The sequence below is a fragment of the Micromonospora sp. LZ37 genome (assembly GCF_059359015.1).
On the sequence record NZ_JCADBL010000006.1, the window covers coordinates 1 to 17,185 of the forward strand.

A 17,185-nucleotide genomic window follows, 5' to 3' on the forward strand; every position below is an offset into this window, starting at 1 on the left:
GACGACAACCGCTTCCCCGGCATGAATCCCCATCCTCACGAGAATCCACCCCGTTGCAACAACCACTTGAGCCCAAGCTGCGAGGAAGCCACTACATCCTGGATCCAGCGCGATCATGGGGGGCGGGCGAGGGACCGCACGCGGCCACGGACGGCGCGCGGCGCGGAGGCCGATGGGCGGGGACACCGCGCGGGGATTGCGCGCACTGTTCCCGCCGGGGTGACATTTCCCGTCGCTCGGGCTCCTTCCGCCCCAAGTTACCGGCGAGTTAACGTTGGTTCATGCCGATTGAGTCGTCCCGCGACGCTGTCATCGTCGCCACCGCCCGGTCCCCCATCGGCCGCGCGTTCAAGGGTTCGCTGCGCGAGGTCCGTCCGGACGATCTCGCCGCCACGATCGTCCAGGCCGCCCTGGACAAGGTTCCCCAGCTCGACCCGTCCCAGATCGACGACATGTACCTCGGGTGCGGCCTGCCCGGTGGTGAGCAGGGCTTCAACATGGCCCGGGTGGTCGCCACCCTGATGGGCCTGGACGGCCTGCCCGGCGCCACGCTGACCCGGTACTGCGCCTCGTCGTTGCAGACCACCCGGATGGCGATGCACGCGATCCGGGCCGGCGAGGGCGACGTCTTCATCTCCGCCGGGGTGGAGATGGTCTCCCGGTACGCCCGGGGCAACTCCGACGCGCTGCCGCCGGAGGCGCAGGCGCTGGTCGGCGGGGGCTGGGAGAACCCGCGCTTCGCCGAGGCCCGGGCCCGGTCGGAGAGCCGCGCGCAGGGTGGCGCCGAGGTGTGGACCGACCCGCGGGAGGCCGGCCAGCTTCCCGACATCTACCTGGCCATGGGGCAGACCGCGGAGAACCTGGCCCAGATCCACGACGTGACCCGCGAGGACATGGACGCGTTCGGCGTCCGGAGCCAGAACCTCGCCGAGAAGGCGATCGCCGACGGCTTCTGGGCCCGTGAGATCACCCCGGTCACCACGCCCGACGGTACGGTCGTCAGCACCGACGACGGCCCCCGGGCCGGCGTGACCCTGGAGGCGGTCGCCGGCCTGAAGCCGGTCTTCCGTCCGGACGGCCGGATCACCGCCGGCAACTGCTGCCCGCTCAACGACGGCGCCGCGGCCGTGGTGGTGATGAGCGCCCAGCGGGCGAAGGACCTCGGGCTCACCCCGTTGGCCCGGATCGTCTCCACCGGCGTCACCGCCCTCTCCCCCGAGATCATGGGGCTCGGCCCGGTCGAGGCGTCGAAGCAGGCGCTGGCGCGGGCCGGCATGACGGTCGACGACGTGGACCTGGTCGAGATCAACGAGGCGTTCGCGGCCCAGGTCATCCCCTCCTACCGGCAGCTGGGCATCCCGGAGGAGAAGGTGAACGTGATGGGTGGCGCGATCGCCGTCGGGCACCCGTTCGGCATGACCGGCGCCCGGATCACCGGCACCCTGCTCAACTCGCTGGAGTGGCACGACAAGACCATCGGTCTGGAGACCATGTGCGTCGGCGGCGGCCAGGGCATGGCGATGGTGCTGGAGCGGCTCAGCTGAGCACCGGTTCGCCGGTCCGGTCCCCGGGTACCGGACCGTCATGGCGACGGTGGTGGAGCGGGAACGCAAGTACTCCGGCGGCGAGGGGTTCGTCCTGCCGGACCTGACGGGGTGCGGTGGCGTCACGACCGTGTCGGACGCCACCGCCCTCGACCTGGACGCGGTCTATCTGGACACCGCCGACCTGCGGCTGGCCCGCAGCGGGTACGCGCTGCGCCGGCGGACCGGCGGGCACGACGCGGGTTGGCACCTCAAGGTCGGCGCGGCCGGCGGCGCCCGCACCGAACACCAGTTTCCGGCCGGGCCGGACGACCTCGACCCGCCGGCCGAGCTGGTCGGGCTGTTCCGGGCCGCCGCCCGGGGCGCGCCGGTCGGGCCCGCGGCCCGGATCACCAACCACCGCGTGGAGCGTCGGCTGCTCGACGCGCGGGACCGGGTGCTCGCCGAGGTCGTCGAGGACACCGTCGAGGGACGGGACCTGGTCACCGGCGAGGTCCAGCAGTGGCGGGAGATCGAGGTCGAGCTGGTCGACGGCGACGACGACCTGCTCGACGCCGTGGAGTCGCGGCTGCGCGAGGCGGGCGCCCGACCGGTCACCGTCTCCAAGTCGCACCGCGCCCTCGCCGCCCGGCTGGCCGCCACCGGGGCCGGGTCGACCGCCCCGGCCGTGGCGCCCGTCGTGGACTACGCCCTCGCCCAGCGCGACGCGCTGATCGCGAACCACCCGGGGGCCCGGCTCGGTGACGAGGACGCCGTGCACGACATGCGCGTCGCCGCCCGCCGGCTCCGGGCGACCCTGCGGACGTTCCGCGGTCTCTGGGACCGGCGGGCGAGCCGGGCGCTGCGTGGGGAACTCCGTTGGCTCGGCCGCCGGCTCGGGCCGGTCCGCGACGCCCAGGTGATGGCCGCCCGGCTCACCGACGCCGTGCACGCCGAACCCGCCGAGCTGGTGCTCGGCCCGGTCCCGGCGCGGATCACCGAACGGTTCGTCGGGGACGTAGCCGCCGCCCTCGGCGGGTTGCGCGAGGCGCTCGACTCCGACCGGTACATCGACCTGCTGACCGGGCTGGACCGGCTGCTCGAAGGGCCGCCCGCGCGGACCGTCGGCCCACGCTGGGTGACCCGCCGGGTGCGCCGGGCGGTGAGCCGGGCGGACGAGCGGCTGGACCGCGCCCTGGCGGCGCGGCCGATGGCCGACTCCGGCGCGGAGGACGTCGCGCTGCACGAGGCGCGGAAGGCCTACAAGGCCGCGCGGTACGCCGTCGAGGTGCGCCGGCCGACGGCCGGGAAGCCCGCCGTCCGACTGGCGCGGCGGCTGAAGGAACTCCAGCGGCTGCTCGGCGCGCACCAGGACTCGGTGATCACCCGCGAGGTGCTGCGCCGGCAGGCGCTCCGGGCGTACGCCGACGGTGAGAACACCTTCACCTACGGGCTGCTGCACGCGCGGCAGGCCGCGGCGGCGGACCGGGACGTGCGGGCCGTCGCCGCCGCCCGGGACCGGGCCCGGCGGCCGAAGGTGCGGCGCTGGCTGAAGGGGTGAGCGGTCAGAGCGCCGCGCGGGTCGCCATCACCTCGGCGGCCGCACCGGCCAGCACCGCCTCCGGCGGCCCGGCCGCCACCAGGTCGGCCGCGACCACCCGGAGCTGGTCGGGCAGCGCCAGGTCGTTGTCCAACCGGGGTACGGTCCGGCGCGGCCCGCCCTCGGCGTCGGCGGCCAGGTTCGCGAGCTCCTGCACCAGCCGGTGCACCAGGTCGGCGCGGGAGACGTTGCCGCCCGTCGCCACCGCCGCCCAGCGTGGCTGCTGCCAGTGCCCGACCTGACCGACCAGCAGCCCCACCGCCCGGTCCAACTCCGTTGCGCTCATCGCCGCCGAGTCTACGGACGCCGCTCCGCTCACCGCCGCAGGTAGCTGAGCAGGCGCAGGATCTGCCAGTACAGGAAGACCAGCCCGGTCAGCAGCCCGAAGGCGCAGAGCCAGGCGTACCGGCGGGGCAGGCCACCGCGGACCGACCGCTCCACCTGGTCGAAGTCGAGGATGAAGCTGAGCGCGCCGGCGATGATCGCCACCCCGGAGAAGAGGTACGGCAGCCACCCGACCTGGCCGCTGAGGCTGTAGACCTCGACGCCCTGCCGGCCGGTGAACAACCGGAAGGCCAGGTTGACCAGGCTGATGGCGAGGATCCCGATCAGCGTGCCGATCACCAGCCGGGCCAGCCGCGGGGTGGCCCGGATCAGCCGGGCCCGGTAGAGCAGCGCCATGCCGAGGAAGACGCCGAACGTGCCGACCACCGCCTGGGCGACGATGCCGGGGTAGACCAGCTCGAACGCCCGGCTGGCCACCCCGAGCAGCAGCCCCTGGAGCAGCGCGTACCCGATGATCGGCGCCGGGTGGGTGATGCCGCGCAACGAGATCACCAGGACCAGCGCCACGCCGGCCAGCGCGGTGCCGGCGAGCGCCGCGGAGACCCACGCCGCCTGCGGCACCACCACCCAGGCCACCGCCGCGGTCACGCCGGTGAGCAGCAGCAGCCCGACGGTACGCACGACCACGTCGTCGACGGTCACCGCCTCCACGCCGCCGGCGCCGGGCAGCCGGTGCCCCCGGCTGGTGTCGTCCAGCCGGTCCAGTACCGGGTTGGCGCTGCGCATCCGTCACCTCCTCGCCGGCGTACCCCTGCTGTCACTCTGCCCCGGACGGCCCGGCGGCGGCGGGGAAACGGCCGGGGCGGGCCCGGACACGACAGCGCCCGCCGCCGCGGGAAGCGGTGGCGGGCGCCGAGGGGCGGCGACGGTCAGTCGTCGCCCTGGAAGTAGCTGATCAGCCGGAGCAGCTCCAGGTAGAGCCAGACCAGGCTCACCACGATGCCGAACGCGGCGGTCCAGGAGTAGCGCTGCGGCAGGCCCATCCGCACGCCGTCCTCGACCTCCTTGAAGCTGAGCACGAAGCTGAGCGAGGCGACCACGATGCAGATCAGGCTGAAGCCGATGCCGAGCGGAGTGGCGTCACGCAGGCCGGTGCTGAAGCCGAAGAGGGCGAGCACGAGGTTGATCAGCATGACGCCGAAGAGACCGGCCATCACGGCGATCATGCCCTTGACGAACTTCGGCGTCGCCCGGATGACCCGCGCCTTGTAGAGCATCGTCATCACGAAGAAGACGCCGAAGGTGGCCACCACGGCTTGGAGGACGATGCCGTCGAAGCGCGCCTCGTATGCCTTGCTGACCAGGCCCACGAAGGCGCCCTCGACGATGGCGTAGGCGATGACCAGCGCCGGGTTCGCCATCCGGGAGAACGAGATGATCAGGCCGAGCACCAGGCCGACCATCGCCGCGCCGATCCACGCCGGACCGAGGAGCGCGTCCGGGACCAGCACCCAGGCGGCCGCGGCGGAGACACCGAGGATGCCCAGGAGGGCGACGGTCTTGACCACCACGTCGTCGATCGACATGGTCCCGGAGACCGTGGGGGCGGCCGGGAAGCCGGGCTGCCCCGGGTACTGCTGGGGAACTCCGGGCTGTCCGTAACCGTACGGCCCGGGCTGGGCGTACCCGGCGGACCGCTCCCGCTCGGCCGCTTGGCCGAGCCGGGCGAGCACCGGGTTCGAAGTCTTCACTGTCAGGCCTCCCTCAGGGGGTCGTCGCACGCGTAGCGTGCCCTCCAAGCGTAAACGGCCTGTCCACCGCGCGCCGCGCGGCGAGCTGTGGGAAAGCTGAGAGTGTGGGTGCCCGGGGCGGGGGTCGAACCCGCACGCCTTGCGGCAGCCGCTTTTAAGGCGGCCGTGTCTGCCGTTCCACCACCCGGGCGGGTGGCACCCGCGTGCCGACACGCGGCGGTGCAGTGTCACCGTAGCCGTTCCTCGGCGACCCGACGTACCCCGCCGGAAGTGCCGCACTAGGGTCGAGGCCGTGACCAGCCCAGCCCGTACGGCGTCCGACGCCGACCCCGACCTGGCTGTCGGCCTCGCCGAGCCGGCCACACCCGGATCCCGACCGGCCCGGTGGCCGGAGTCCACCCTCGGCAACCGCGCCGACCTGCTCGTCGGGGTGCTCTTCCTGCTGCTCGCCGGGTGGCTCACCCACGGGCTCTGGCCCGACCCGACCGGGCGGGTGCTGGCGCTCAACCCGGCGGACCAGACCCTCTACGAGTGGTTCCTGGCGGTCGACTCGCGCGCGCTGCTCGGCGACTTCGGCCTGCTCACCGAGCGGCTCAACGCGCCCGACGGAGTCAACCTGATGACCAACACCACGGTCATCGCGCTCGGGGTGCTCTTCGCCCCGGTCACCCTGCTCTTCGGCGCGCCGGTGACCTTCGCCCTGCTGGCCGGGCTGAACCTGGCCGGCACCGCGATCGCCTGGTACCTGCTCTTCACCCGTACGCTGCGGGCGCGGCGGCTCGCCGCCGCCCTCGGCGCCGGGCTCTGCGGCTTCGGCCCGGGGATGGTCTCGCAGAGCAACAGCCACCTGCACATGACCGCGCAGTGGCTGGTGCCGGTGATCGTGTGGCTGGTGGTCCGGCTGCTCCGCGCCGCCGACCCCGGCCCCGGATCGCTCGACGCGCCGGACCGCCGCCGGATCGTCACCTCGGCCGCCGGGCTGGCCGCCGCCGTCAGCGTCCAGGTCTTCGTCGGCGAGGAGGTGCTCTTCCTCACCGCGCTCACCCTGCTGGTGATGACCGTGGCGTACGCGCTGACCGACCGGGCGCTGCTGCGACGGGCGCTGCCCGGCTTCGCCGGCGGGATGACGCTCGCCACCGGACTGGCCCTCGTCGTGCTCGGCTACCCGCTGTGGTTCCAGTTCGCCGGGCCGCAGGGCGTCGCCGACGGCATGTTCAGCCCGCACTACTTCTCGGCGGACCTGCGCAGCTGGTGGACCATCTCGCCGCTGTCGGTGGTGGGCAGCGACTCGTCGGCCCGGCTCACCACCGGGCCCGCCGAGTACAACACCTTCCTCGGCCTGCCGCTGCTGGTGGTCGCCGTCGGCTGCGCGCTCTGGCTGGGACGCCGTCCGCTGGTCATCGCCGTGACCGGCGCGGCGCTGGTGATGGGCGCGCTCTCCCTCGGCCCCCAGGTGGTGCTCGACGGTGCGCGCAGCGCCGTGCCCGGGCCGTACGCCCTGCTGGCCGGCCTGCCGGTGATCGACGGCGCGCTGCCGATGCGGTTCGCGCTGGCCCTGCTCCCACTGACCGGCACGCTGCTGGTCCTCGCGGTGGACCGGGCGCTGCGCGACACCGGGCGGGCCCGCCGGCTCGTCCCGGCCGCCGTCGGCGCGGCCCTGCTCACCGTCTTCCCGGTGCCGCTGCCGACCGCCGACCGCGCGCCGCTGCCCGAGTTCGTCACCGGCGGTCACTGGCGGGAGTGCGTGCCCACCGGTGGGGTGCTGGTGCCGGTGCCGGCGGCCACGCCGAAGGAGCCCTGGCCGATGGGCTGGGCGGCGGCGGCCGACGCCGCGTTCGGCATCCCGGAGGGGTTCTTCATCGGCCCGTACGGCCGGGGCGGCAGCGCCGCGATGGGCACCTTCAAGCAACCCACCTCGGCGCTGCTGGCCGATGTCGCCAGGCGGGGCGACGAGCCGGTGATCGGCGAGGAGCAGCGGCGGCAGGCCCGGCAGGACGCCGACTTCTGGGGCGCCTCCTGCGTGGCGGTCGCGGACACCGCGCCGCACGCGGAGAGCCTGCGGCGCACGCTGGTGCAGCTCTACGGTCCGGGCACCCGGATCGCCGACGCGTGGACCTGGCGGGTCTGACCCGCGCGCCCCGGCGACGCGACCGGACCATCGAAGAGGGCCCCCGGCCGGACGCGAGGCGTCGGCCGGGGGCCCTTCGTCGATCGGTCAGACGCGCGGTCCGACGGGCTGGGAGGCCTCGACGAACTCCTCACGCGGGTCGTGCAGCTGCCCGAGGGCGACCACCTCACGCTTGAGGAAGAAGGCCAGCGACCAGTCGACCACGACCCGGACCTTGCGGTTGACCGAGGGGATCCGGCTCATGTGGTACGTCCGGTGCATGAACCACGCCGGCCAGCCGGTCATCTTCACGCCGTACACCTGGGCGACGCCCTTGTGCAGGCCGAGGCTGGCCACGCTGCCCGCGTGCTTGTGCTTGTAGTCGACCGGCTCGCGACCGCGGATCACGTTGGCGATGTTGTCGGCCATCCGGGCGGCCTGGCGCACCGCGTGCTGGGCGCTCGGCGAGCAGTAGTTGCCCGGCTCCTTGGTCAGGTCCGGCACGGCGGCGCAGTCGCCGGCGCTCCAGGCGCCCTCGATGACCCGGTCGCCGTCGACGACCTGGAGGGTCGGCAGGCAGGTGACCCGTCGGCGCTCGTCGCGCGGGAAGTCCGTCGCGTCGAGCATCGGCGACGGCTTCACCCCGGCGGTCCAGACGATGGTGTCGGACTGGAAGCTGTCACCGTCGGAGAGCTTGACCACCCCGTCGACGCAGGACTCCAGCCGGGTGTCCAGCCGGATGTCCATGTTCCGCTTGAGCAGCTGCTGCACGGTGTAGGCGCCCATGTCCCGGTCGACCTCGGGGAGCACCCGCTGGGTCGCCTCGACCAGCACCCAGCGCATGTCCTCCGGCTTGAGCTCCGGGTAGTACCTCAGCGCGTCCCGGGCCATGTCCTCCATCTCGGCGAGCGCCTCGATGCCGGCGTACCCACCTCCGACGAAGGTGAAGGTCAGCGCCGAGCGGCGGACGTTCGGGTCGGCCGTGGAGGCCGCCACGTCGAGCCGGTCCAGCACGTGGTTGCGCAGGTAGATCGCCTCGCCGATGGTCTTGAACCCGATGCCGTGCTCGTGCAGGCCCGGGATCGGCAGCGTCCGGGAGACCGAACCCGGCGCCACGATCACGTGGTCGTACGGGATCTCCCGGGCGGGGCCGCTGAGCGGCTGCACCACGGCGATCTTGCGGTCGTGGTCGATCCGCGTCACCGCACCCGCCACGACCTTGCACCTGCGCAGTTCCCGCCGCAGCGGCACCACGGAGTGCCGGGGCGAGATGTTGCCCGCCGCAGCCTCGGGGAGGAACGGCTGGTAGGTCATGTGCGGCTGCGGGTCGACGACCACGACCTCGGCCTCACGGGAGCTCAGCTTCTTGGACAGGCGCAGAGCGGCGTACAGGCCGACGTGCCCGGCACCCACGACAAGGATCCGCTTCGGATTCACGTCATCTATCTTTCCCCGGGCGGCTGGGGTAATCCCGCTCGAGACCCTCTTCTGTGACGGAGCACAACCCCTGTGACCTGCGCAACGTCCTACAGCGCCCCGCTATCTGCGACGCAGGAGCCAGCCCAGTAGCCCGCTCAACCCCACCGCCACCAGCAGTCCGGCCACCGTGGCGGCCTGGAAACCGTCATCGGTGCCGATCTCCCCCAGCCAGGCCAGCACGATGCCGACCACCGACGCGGCGAGGACCACCGCGCCGGCCCGAGTGAGCCAGCTCACCAGCAGATTCGGGTCGACGACGCCGTCGTAGGGCAGCAGCGCCGCCAGCGCGCAGAGGGTGTGTCCGAGGTAGAGCAGGGCCGCCACAGCGAGCAACCGCCACAGCGTGATGGACCGGTCGTAACCGGCCGAGGCGACCACCCAGCCCCCGACGGTGACGAGCGCGGCGAAGGTGGGCCAGACCCGACGCGGCCCGACCGCCGGCAGCAGCGCCACCACGGCCCACGCCAGCAGCGACCGCGCGCTGAACATCTCGACCGGGTACGCCAGCAGCAGCCCGGCCAGCACCACGGCGAAGATGCCGGCGCGCAGCAGCAGCGGGGTGAGGCTCACCCGGTTCACCGCCACGCGAAGCGCCCGACCCCGCTCGGCGACCTGCCCGACCAGATCGCTCATCCGAGCCTCCCTCCGATCGCGACTGCGGGACTCCGCTGCGCTGCGTTCCTCGCGCTCACCGGAGCCTGCCTTTGGTTCGCGACTGCGGGACTCCGCTGCGCTGCGTTCCTCGCGCTCACCGGCCACCGACCCGGGGGGCGGTGGCCAGGCGGGCCACGTCCCGCAGTACCTGGTCGAGGCTGCCCGCGCCGGCCCAGCGCACCACCGGCACCCCGTGCTCGCGGAGCTGGGCGATCATCGTGTCCCGGTCCAGCCGCCACAGCCGGTACGCCACCGGCGCCCAGCCGCGGTCACCGGGCGGGGAGAGGTCGGTGGGCAGGGTGTCCACCGCCACCACGAACCGTCCACCCCGGGCCAGCCGGGCCAGCATCTGCGCCGACCGCTCGTCCAGCAGCGGGGTGAGCACCACCACCAGGGCGTCCGCGGAGAGCAGCTGCGGACCGAAGACCTGGTCGTACGGCTCGTGCGCGGAGGCGTCGGCCCGTACGTCGAGCAGCCACTCCAGGACGGTCAGGTACTGCCGCCGTCCGGTGGCCGGACGCAGCCGGCGGGCCGCCGAGCCGTACTCCAGCATCGCCACCCGGTCGCCCCGGTGCAGGTAGTGCTCGGCGATCGCCGCCGCGGCGCGGACCGTGGTGTCCAACACGGACGCGGTGCCCTTCACCCCGCCGGGCCGGCCCGCCTCGGCGAGCACGTCCAGCAGGACCACCACCTCGGCGTCCCGGTCGGAGAGGGTGGCGGCCACATGCAGCTGCCGGGCGCGCAGCGACACCCGCCAGTCGATGCGCCGCAACCGGTCCCCCGGCCCGAAGACACGCACCCCGGCCAGTTCGCCGCCCTCGCCGGGCCGGCGCGAGCGGTGCGCGCCGACCAGTCCGGCGGCCCGGGGCATCTCCTCCACCGCCTCGAACGGCTCGGTCCTCGGATACACCCGCACCTTCACCGGTTCGGTGACCACGGCCCGGGAGACCAGCAGGCCGTCGGCGGCGGCGACCCGGGCGCCGGCCGGGCCGATCCCGTGCCGACCCCAGCGCAGCGCCGTGCCGGCGAGTTCCAGGTCGACGGCGGTCCGGGTGGGCAGGGAGGTGACGAAGGGACGGTCGGTGCCGCCGGAGCGGCTCACGTCCACCGCGGTGCCGCCGAAACCGGCCCGCTCCACCCGCAGCCAGGGCGAGATCCGGGTACGCACGACCGCCACGTCGTACCCGACGGCGTCCGGGTTGCCCACGCCGATCGAGGCGGTCATCGCACCCCCCTCGACCAGTTGCGCGTCCCCGGTGAGGATCTCCAGGCTCGGGGCGGAGGTGGGCCGGCGACGCAGCGCGTACGCGGTGCCGAGCGCGAACGGGGTGGCCAGCACGACCAGGTCCACCCGGCCGATCAGCACGGCGGCGATCAGCAGCAGGCCGGTGAGCAGCACCGCCCGGCCCAACGCCCAGGTGGGCGCCCAGCCCGCCGCCTCCGACGCTTCCTCGGTGGGCACGGTCAGCGTCCGGACCGGCCGGCCGCGTGGCTGGGCAGCGCGCCGCTGGCCGGGGCGGGGGTCTGCTCCAGCACCTCACCGACCACGAAGGACGGATCCACCCGGCGCAGCCACATCTCCGGACGCAGCGTGATCCGGTGCGCGAGCGCCGGCGCCGCCACCTCCTTGACGTCCTCCGGCACCACGTAGTCCCGGCCGGCGAAGACCGCCCTGACGCGGGCGAGCAGCAGCAGCGCGAGCGAGCCGCGGGGGGAGGCGCCGACCAGCACCGACGGGTGCTCGCGGGTGGCCGCGGTCAGGTCGACGATGTACCGGCCGACGGAGTCCTCCACCACCACGTCCTCCAGCGCGGCCTGCATGGCCCGCAGGGTGGCCGCGTCGACCACCGGCTTGATCTCGGCCTCCTCGCGGCGCCGGGCCATCCGCCGGCGCAGCACGTCCCACTCCTCCTCGCGCTGCGGGTAGCCGAACGACACCCGCAGCAGGAACCGGTCCAGCTGCGCCTCGGGCAGCGGGTACGTGCCCTCGTACTCGATCGGGTTGGCGGTGGCGAGCACGTGGAACGGCTCGTCGAGGCGGTAGGTGACGCCCTCGACGGAGACCTGCTTCTCCTGCATCGCCTCCAGCAGCGCCGACTGGGTCTTCGGCGGCGTCCGGTTGATCTCGTCGGCGAGCAGCAGGTTGGTGAAGAGCGGGCCGGCGCGGAAGGAGAAGTCACCGCTGCGCTGGTCGTAGAGGAACGAACCGGTGACGTCCGCGGGAAGCAGGTCGGGGGTGAACTGGAGGCGGCGGAAGTCCAGCCCGAGGGCTTGGGCGAAGGAGCGCGCGGTGAGCGTCTTGCCCAGCCCGGGGAGGTCCTCCAGGAGCACGTGCCCGCCGGCCAGGATGCCGGCGAGGACCAGTTCGAGGGACTCCCGCTTGCCGACCACGACCGTGCCGACCGCGTCCAGCACCGCCCTGGCCAGGTGGCCGACCTCCGTGGCGGCGATCCGGCGGTCCACGTCGTTCATCAGATCTTCTCCAGTTCGGCGACGATCGCCGCGAGGTCGCGCGGCGACGGGGTGCGGCGGGGCGGCGTGTCGAGAAAGGTCCAGAGCCGGTCGCCCAGCAGCGTGCGGGCGCGCGCCGGGTCCGACTCGCGGGTGAGGCCGTGACGCTGGCGCAGCCGCTCGTCGGCCAGCTCGGCCAGGCGCGGCAGGATCACCTTGCTGAATCGTTCGGGCCGGCTGCCCGACCAGTCCAACGGCACCTCCCAGCCGTTGATGGCGGCCCGCAGCGCGTCCCGGGCGCCCCAGTTGTACGTACCGGGCTCCTCGCCGGCCGGCGCCCGGTACCCGCCCCGGGGCGGAGGCGGTGGGGAGAGCGCGGCGGTCACCCGGCGCACGGCGAGCACCGCCAGCACCCCGGCCACCACGATCCAGATGGAGACCTGGAGGCCGACCGCGCGCAGCCCGGCGAGGACCACCGCGGTCACTGCGGCGGCGACGACGACGGTCCGCAGCGCCGCCCGGCGTCGACCCCGCTCCCGACCGGTGCGGGGCGGCGCCTCCTCCTCGAAGGAGAACAGGTCGTCCAGACCGGTCCGCTCGCTCACGCCGACACCTTGCCACGGCCGGTGTCGGCGCGCGGGGCCACCGCACCCGGCCCGCCGGTGCGCCGGCGGCCCCCGGTCACGGCGACACCTCGGCCGGATCGGCGGCGAGGGCGGTCAGTTCACCGCGCAGCCGGCGCAGCGCCGACCGGGCCTGGTCGCGCATCCGTTCGTCGACGGTGTGGGTGGCGTACCGGGCCTCGCGGTAGACGTGGGCGAACTCGGCCAGCACGTCGGCGCTGGCGATGGCGGGCACCCCGGCCTCCGGATCGCCCCGGAGCAGCCGGCCGACCAGGTCGGTCGGGGTGTCCCCGGTCCGCCTCGACAGCCCGGCCTCGGTGGCGGCCTCCTCCAGGCGTACCCAGCAGGCGATCACCGCGGTCCGCGGATCGGTGTCCCGGTCGTCCAGCTCGACCAGGCCGGCGTCGAGGGCGGCGACCACGTCCCGGGCGGTCCCCTCGGCGGTGCGCCGGGCCCGCTCGGTCGGGACGGCCCGGGTGGTCCGGCGCAGCGCACCCCGCAGCATCGTCCAGGCCACGTAGCCGACGGCGACCAGCAGCGCCAGGCCCAGCAGGACGACGGCGGCCTGGCCGATCCACTGGGGAATGTCCGCCTGGGTCGCCTCCGCGTACTCCGCCGGTTCGATCGGGATGGACGGGGCCGGCTCGGCGGAGGGGTACTCCGGGACGTACGGGATGGCGTCGGAGGCCGGCGGGATGCGGCTGGCGCCGATCGAGGAGTGCCCGGCCGCGACGGCGGCGACGGCGAGCAGGCCGGTCACCGCCAGGACGGGCCACCACCTGCGCAGCACGCCGAGGTCCATTGCCACCGCCCCACGCAGCCTCAGTCCACCCCGGCGAGCAGCTTCGCCCGGGCGAACACGTCGTCCAGCATCCCTGGTGTCAGCCGCCCCGTGAACGTGTTCTGCTGGCTGACGTGGTAGCAGCCGAGCAGGTCGGGGGCGGCGGTCCCGGACCAGTGTGCCCCATGGCCGAAGACCGGTCGCGGGCTGGGCGGGCGGACGCCGTAGACGTCCCGCAGCACCGGCCACCACGCGGCCCAGGCGAAGGCGCCCAGCGCGACCACGACGCGCAGGGTGGGGCGGATCAGGCCGACCTCCCGGTGCAGCCAGGGCGCGCAGGTGTCCCGCTCGGCCGGGGTGGGCTTGTTGTCCGGTGGCGCGCACCGCACGGCGGAGAAGATCCGGGTGCCGCGCAGGGCGAGACCGTCGTCGGCGGCGACGCTGGTCGGCTGGTTGGCCAGGCCGGCGCGGTGCAGCGCGGCGAAGAGCACGTCACCCGAGCGGTCACCGGTGAAGATCCGGCCGGTGCGGTTGCCGCCGTGCGCCGCGGGGGCCAGGCCGAGGAGGGCGATCCGGGGGGCCGCGGCGGGCGTCGGCGCCGGTCCGCCCGAGCCGCCGGGTCCGGTCCGGTTGTCGGGGGCGCCGAACCCGGGCACCGGACGACCCCAGTACTCCTGCTCCCGGAAGGCCGCCCGCCGGGTCCGGGCGACCTCCTCCCGCCAGGCGACCAGGCGCGGACAGGCGAAGCAGTCGCTGATCGCGCCGTCGAGGTCGGCCAGGTCGGTCGCCCGCGCGGCGCGGGCGACCACCTCGTCGGGGGTACGGGCCTCAGCCAAGCTTGGCCCGGAAGAGTTCGAGGGTGCGGGCCCAGGCGGTGGCGGCGGCACGCTGGTCGAAGTTCTCCGGCCGGTCCTCGTTGAAGAAGGCGTGCGCGGTGCCCGGGTAGTCGTAGGTCTGGCAGGTGCCGCCCGCGTTCTCGACGGCCCGGCGGACGGTCTGCACGCCGTCGGCGGCGGAGAGGCCGTCGGCTTCGGAGCAGTGGATGACCGCGGCCTTGCCCGCGTAGTCGGTCCACTCGGGGCGCATCCCCTCCCAGGGCAGCCTGGGATAGAAGGCGGCGGTGGCGACGATCCGCTCGGAGCGGGTGGCCGCCCAGAGGGCCAGGCTGGCGCCGGCGCAGAACCCGGCGCAGCCGACCTTGCCGGTGACCTCGGGGCGGCCGGTGAGGTAGTCGGCCGCCACGGCGATGTCCGCCGCCGCCTCGTCCATCTGCGCGCTGTTCAGCATCTGCCGGGGCTCACTCGGCTTGCTGGCCGGCTGGCCGTGCCGGAAGTCCGGGGCGAGGGCGACGAAGCCCGCCTCGGCGAAGCGGTCCGCCACCGCCCGGACGTGGGGCACCAGACCCCACCAGTCCTGGATGACGATGACCGCCGGGCTGGCCGCACCGCCGGAGGGTATCGCGAGATACCCCTCGCGGGTTCCTCCGTTGCCGGTGAAGCTCACCATCTCGCCCATGTGCCCGTCCTCCTAGCGGTCAGTCATCGTTGGCTGGTCGCCCAGTGGTCTTACGTGCCGGTAGCCTGCCACGCCGTGAGCGCGCCGGGAAGACGGGAGAGCAGTGGCATATGCCTCCCGTTCACCGCATGGTGAACCCGGGTACACCGACGGCGGCGCGGGTGTTCCCCGCGCCGCCGTCCGACGGTGGTGGTCCGGCCGGTCAGGCCTTCCTGGTCAGGCAGAGCAGGTAACCCGTGCGCCCCGGTTCGATGCTGTAGAAGACGTACGCGTCCTGGGTGGGCGTCAGGTAGCGCTCGCACGCCTTGCCGGACCGGGCCTGCGCCTCGGTCTGGTCCTCCACCCGACCGGCCACCTTGTACACCGCGTCGCCGGAGGCGCAGCCGACCACCTTGACGTCGCGGACCGAGCGCTCCTGCCCGCCGGTGACCTCGGGCAGCTCGGTGAGGCAGTCACCGGCCTTGGCCGTGCCGACCCGGTCGGGGTGGAGCAGCTCGTCGACGGCCGCGCCGACCCCGAACTTGAGACCGGCGACGACCAGCAGGGCGACGACCACGGCGACGACGCCCAGGACCGCCGCGACCCGGGCTCCGCTGCCCACCGGCTCGTCGGCGTCGTCCGCCGCCGGCTCGTCGCCGTGATCCGCCGGCTCGTCGCCGTGATCCGCCGCCGGCTCGTCGGCGCGGGCCGGCTCCGGCCCGTCGGCGCCGTCCGCCCCCGGTTGCCCGGGCGTTGCGGCCGACCCGGGCTGCTCGGGTCCCGGCCCGGGCTGCTCGGTCTGCGGCGCGGGGGGCGATACGACCTGCTCGGACAATGAGGTTCCTTCCGATGGCGTGAACGGGGAGACGACACCGTAGCCATCAAGATCGAAACGCGCTGTCCCGCCGACCTCCTCCGTTCAGCCATTTCCCCGTGTCGATCCTCACCGGGTGGGCTCCGGCGTGGGCCCGACGGGCGGCGCGGCCGGCCCGCCCGGCGCGGCGGCGGTCGAGCTCGGGGTGAGCGGCACCGCCGGACCCGGCGCCGGAGCGCCGCCGGTCGGCGCCACGGACTCGGACGGGCGGCCCGTCGGCGTCGCCGCGGCGCCGGTCGGGGCCGGGACGGGCGGGGCCGGGACGGGCGGGGCCGGGACGGGCGGGGCCGGCGGTCGCGGCCCGAAGGGCGCCTCCTCCGGGCAGTACGGGTAGGTGCGGCGCACCGGGCCCCCGTTCTCGGGGCGGACCGGGTCGACGCAGGTGGGCCAGCCGAGTCGGATCGGCACCCCGTTCTGGTCGAAGAGCCGGGCGTTCTCCACCAGCCGACCCTCGCTGTCGTAGACGAAGACGTCCTGCACCTGGTCGTACGGGTTCTGCACCGAGGTCGGGTCGTAGCCGTGCTCGTACTCCCACCGGGCCCGCTCGTCCACGTCGACCAGGGCGGCCAGCGCGAAGACGACCAGCACCAGGGTGCCGGCGTGCATCAGGCGACGCTGCCAGCGACCCAGCTCGCCGGTGTGGCGGCCGAGCCAGACCGAGGCGAGCACGGCCGCGACCAGCAGCATGAGGCCAGCGAGCGCGTTGCCGTCCACCTGCGGGATCAGGGCCACCGGCTGACCGGTCAGCACGGTGAGCAGCAGGGCGGCGAGGTAGCCGCGCAGCACCCACCACGCCGGACGGAGCAGCCGGAGGAACTCGCTCGCCGTGGCGTACCCGAGGATCGGGCCGAGCCGACTGTCGACGCCGGACAGTCGGGCGCGCAGCCGGCCCGCGACGGCGTCGATCCGCCGGTCCAGGCCGCGCCGGCGGCCGGCCGGCTGGCCCGCGCCGGCGGCGGCGCGCAGCTCGACCGCGTAGGCCTCCGGCTCGCCCAGCCGCTGCACCAGCGAGCCGTCGGTCTCGGCGGCGACCTCGGCGAGGTGCTCCGGCAGGTCCTCGGTCAGCTCGTCGCGGACCTCGGGCGGCAGGTCGGCCAGCGCGGCCCGGACCCGCTCCACGTAATCCGTGATCTCCTGCCCAGTGACGGTCATGCCGCCATCCCCCGATCGTCGAGCAGTCTGTCCATCGTGGTGGCGAACGAGCGCCAGGTCTTGCCGGAGCGGGTCAACTGGTCCCGGCCGGCGGCGTTCAACGCGTAGTACTTGCGGTGCGGCCCGGACTCGCTCGGCACCACGTACGTGGTGAGCAGGCCGGCGGCGAAGAGCCGGCGCAGCGTGCCGTAGACCGAGGCGTCGCCGACCTCGTCGAGGCCGGCCTCGCGGAGCCGGCGCAGGATGTCGTAGCCGTAGCCGTCCTCCTCCCGGAGCACGGCGAGGACGGCGAGGTCGAGCACACCCTTGAGCAGTTGTGTGGTGTCCACGCTTCGCACACTACTGCGCAGTGCGAAGTACCGTCAAGAACACGCTAGCTTGTCGGATCGTCGGCCACTTTCATGATCGCGC

At 74.2% G+C, this 17,185-nt stretch carries 17 protein-coding genes and 1 tRNA gene; 3 read left to right on the top strand and 15 right to left on the bottom strand.

Annotated elements, in window-relative coordinates; all coding sequences use genetic code 11:
• Positions 1–281: 281 nt before the first annotated feature.
• Together AC5L3Z_RS14235 and AC5L3Z_RS14240 are read left to right on the top strand one after the other, a co-directional pair.
• Positions 282–1,544, top strand: a complete 1,263-nt coding sequence (locus tag AC5L3Z_RS14235; protein WP_494842205.1) for an acetyl-CoA C-acetyltransferase — start codon at positions 282–284, stop codon at positions 1,542–1,544.
• A gap of 40 nt (positions 1,545–1,584) precedes the next feature.
• Positions 1,585–3,084 carry a CYTH and CHAD domain-containing protein gene (locus tag AC5L3Z_RS14240; RefSeq protein ID WP_494842207.1) on the top strand — a complete coding sequence of 500 codons (1,500 nt, stop codon included), beginning with the start codon at positions 1,585–1,587 and terminating at the stop codon, positions 3,082–3,084.
• Between the two features lie 4 nt (positions 3,085–3,088).
• Here the strand turns inward: AC5L3Z_RS14240 and AC5L3Z_RS14245 are convergent, their stop codons facing one another.
• The 4 genes from AC5L3Z_RS14245 to AC5L3Z_RS14260 form a co-directional block, all read right to left on the bottom strand.
• A complete protein-coding gene (locus tag AC5L3Z_RS14245; RefSeq protein ID WP_494842209.1) occupies positions 3,089–3,409 on the bottom strand; it encodes a hypothetical protein in 321 nt (106 codons plus the stop codon).
• A gap of 29 nt (positions 3,410–3,438) precedes the next feature.
• Positions 3,439–4,194 (bottom strand): Bax inhibitor-1/YccA family protein, encoded by a 756-nt coding sequence (locus AC5L3Z_RS14250; protein WP_494842211.1) that lies wholly within the window; start codon positions 4,192–4,194, stop codon positions 3,439–3,441.
• Between the two features lie 143 nt (positions 4,195–4,337).
• On the bottom strand, positions 4,338–5,159 hold the full coding sequence (locus tag AC5L3Z_RS14255) for a Bax inhibitor-1/YccA family protein (RefSeq protein WP_494842213.1): 822 nt from the start codon (positions 5,157–5,159) through the stop codon (positions 4,338–4,340).
• Between the two features lie 109 nt (positions 5,160–5,268).
• Positions 5,269–5,349: transfer RNA gene (locus AC5L3Z_RS14260), tRNA-Leu, on the bottom strand.
• A gap of 102 nt (positions 5,350–5,451) precedes the next feature.
• On the opposite strand from AC5L3Z_RS14260, the gene AC5L3Z_RS14265 reads away from it, so the two are divergent.
• Complete coding sequence (locus tag AC5L3Z_RS14265; RefSeq protein ID WP_494842215.1) at positions 5,452–7,287, top strand: hypothetical protein; 1,836 nt, start codon at positions 5,452–5,454, stop codon at positions 7,285–7,287.
• Between the two features lie 87 nt (positions 7,288–7,374).
• Here AC5L3Z_RS14265 and AC5L3Z_RS14270 read toward each other — a convergent pair whose 3' ends face one another.
• The 11 genes from AC5L3Z_RS14270 to AC5L3Z_RS14320 form a co-directional block, all read right to left on the bottom strand.
• A complete protein-coding gene (locus AC5L3Z_RS14270) occupies positions 7,375–8,703 on the bottom strand; it encodes an NAD(P)/FAD-dependent oxidoreductase (protein ID WP_494842217.1) in 1,329 nt (442 codons plus the stop codon).
• Between the two features lie 102 nt (positions 8,704–8,805).
• Positions 8,806–9,378 carry a hypothetical protein gene (locus AC5L3Z_RS14275; protein WP_494842219.1) on the bottom strand — a complete coding sequence of 191 codons (573 nt, stop codon included), beginning with the start codon at positions 9,376–9,378 and terminating at the stop codon, positions 8,806–8,808.
• A gap of 115 nt (positions 9,379–9,493) precedes the next feature.
• Positions 9,494–10,867, bottom strand: a complete 1,374-nt coding sequence (locus tag AC5L3Z_RS14280; RefSeq protein WP_494842699.1) for a DUF58 domain-containing protein — start codon at positions 10,865–10,867, stop codon at positions 9,494–9,496.
• Complete coding sequence (locus AC5L3Z_RS14285) at positions 10,864–11,871, bottom strand: AAA family ATPase (RefSeq protein WP_494842221.1); 1,008 nt, start codon at positions 11,869–11,871, stop codon at positions 10,864–10,866. Before AC5L3Z_RS14285 ends, AC5L3Z_RS14280 begins: the two co-directional genes overlap by 4 nt.
• Positions 11,871–12,455, bottom strand: coding sequence for a hypothetical protein (locus tag AC5L3Z_RS14290; protein WP_494842223.1), 585 nt, complete (start codon positions 12,453–12,455; stop codon positions 11,871–11,873). Before AC5L3Z_RS14290 ends, AC5L3Z_RS14285 begins: the two co-directional genes overlap by 1 nt.
• 76 nt (positions 12,456–12,531) lie before the next feature.
• Positions 12,532–13,275, bottom strand: coding sequence for a DUF4129 domain-containing protein (locus AC5L3Z_RS14295; RefSeq protein WP_494842701.1), 744 nt, complete (start codon positions 13,273–13,275; stop codon positions 12,532–12,534).
• A 20-nt stretch (positions 13,276–13,295) separates the two neighbouring features.
• Positions 13,296–14,063 (bottom strand): uracil-DNA glycosylase, encoded by a 768-nt coding sequence (locus tag AC5L3Z_RS14300; protein ID WP_494842703.1) that lies wholly within the window; start codon positions 14,061–14,063, stop codon positions 13,296–13,298.
• Between the two features lie 19 nt (positions 14,064–14,082).
• Positions 14,083–14,769, bottom strand: a complete 687-nt coding sequence (locus AC5L3Z_RS14305) for a dienelactone hydrolase family protein (protein ID WP_494842225.1) — start codon at positions 14,767–14,769, stop codon at positions 14,083–14,085.
• 202 nt (positions 14,770–14,971) lie between these two features.
• A complete protein-coding gene (locus tag AC5L3Z_RS14310) occupies positions 14,972–15,583 on the bottom strand; it encodes an LppU/SCO3897 family protein (protein WP_494842227.1) in 612 nt (203 codons plus the stop codon).
• Positions 15,584–15,691: 108 nt separating this feature from the next.
• On the bottom strand, positions 15,692–16,774 hold the full coding sequence (locus tag AC5L3Z_RS14315) for an HAAS signaling domain-containing protein (protein WP_494842229.1): 1,083 nt from the start codon (positions 16,772–16,774) through the stop codon (positions 15,692–15,694).
• Positions 16,771–17,103: a PadR family transcriptional regulator gene (locus AC5L3Z_RS14320; protein ID WP_334534062.1), complete on the bottom strand. Its 333-nt coding sequence runs from the start codon at positions 17,101–17,103 to the stop codon at positions 16,771–16,773. Before AC5L3Z_RS14320 ends, AC5L3Z_RS14315 begins: the two co-directional genes overlap by 4 nt.
• Between the last annotated feature and the right edge of the window lie 82 nt (positions 17,104–17,185).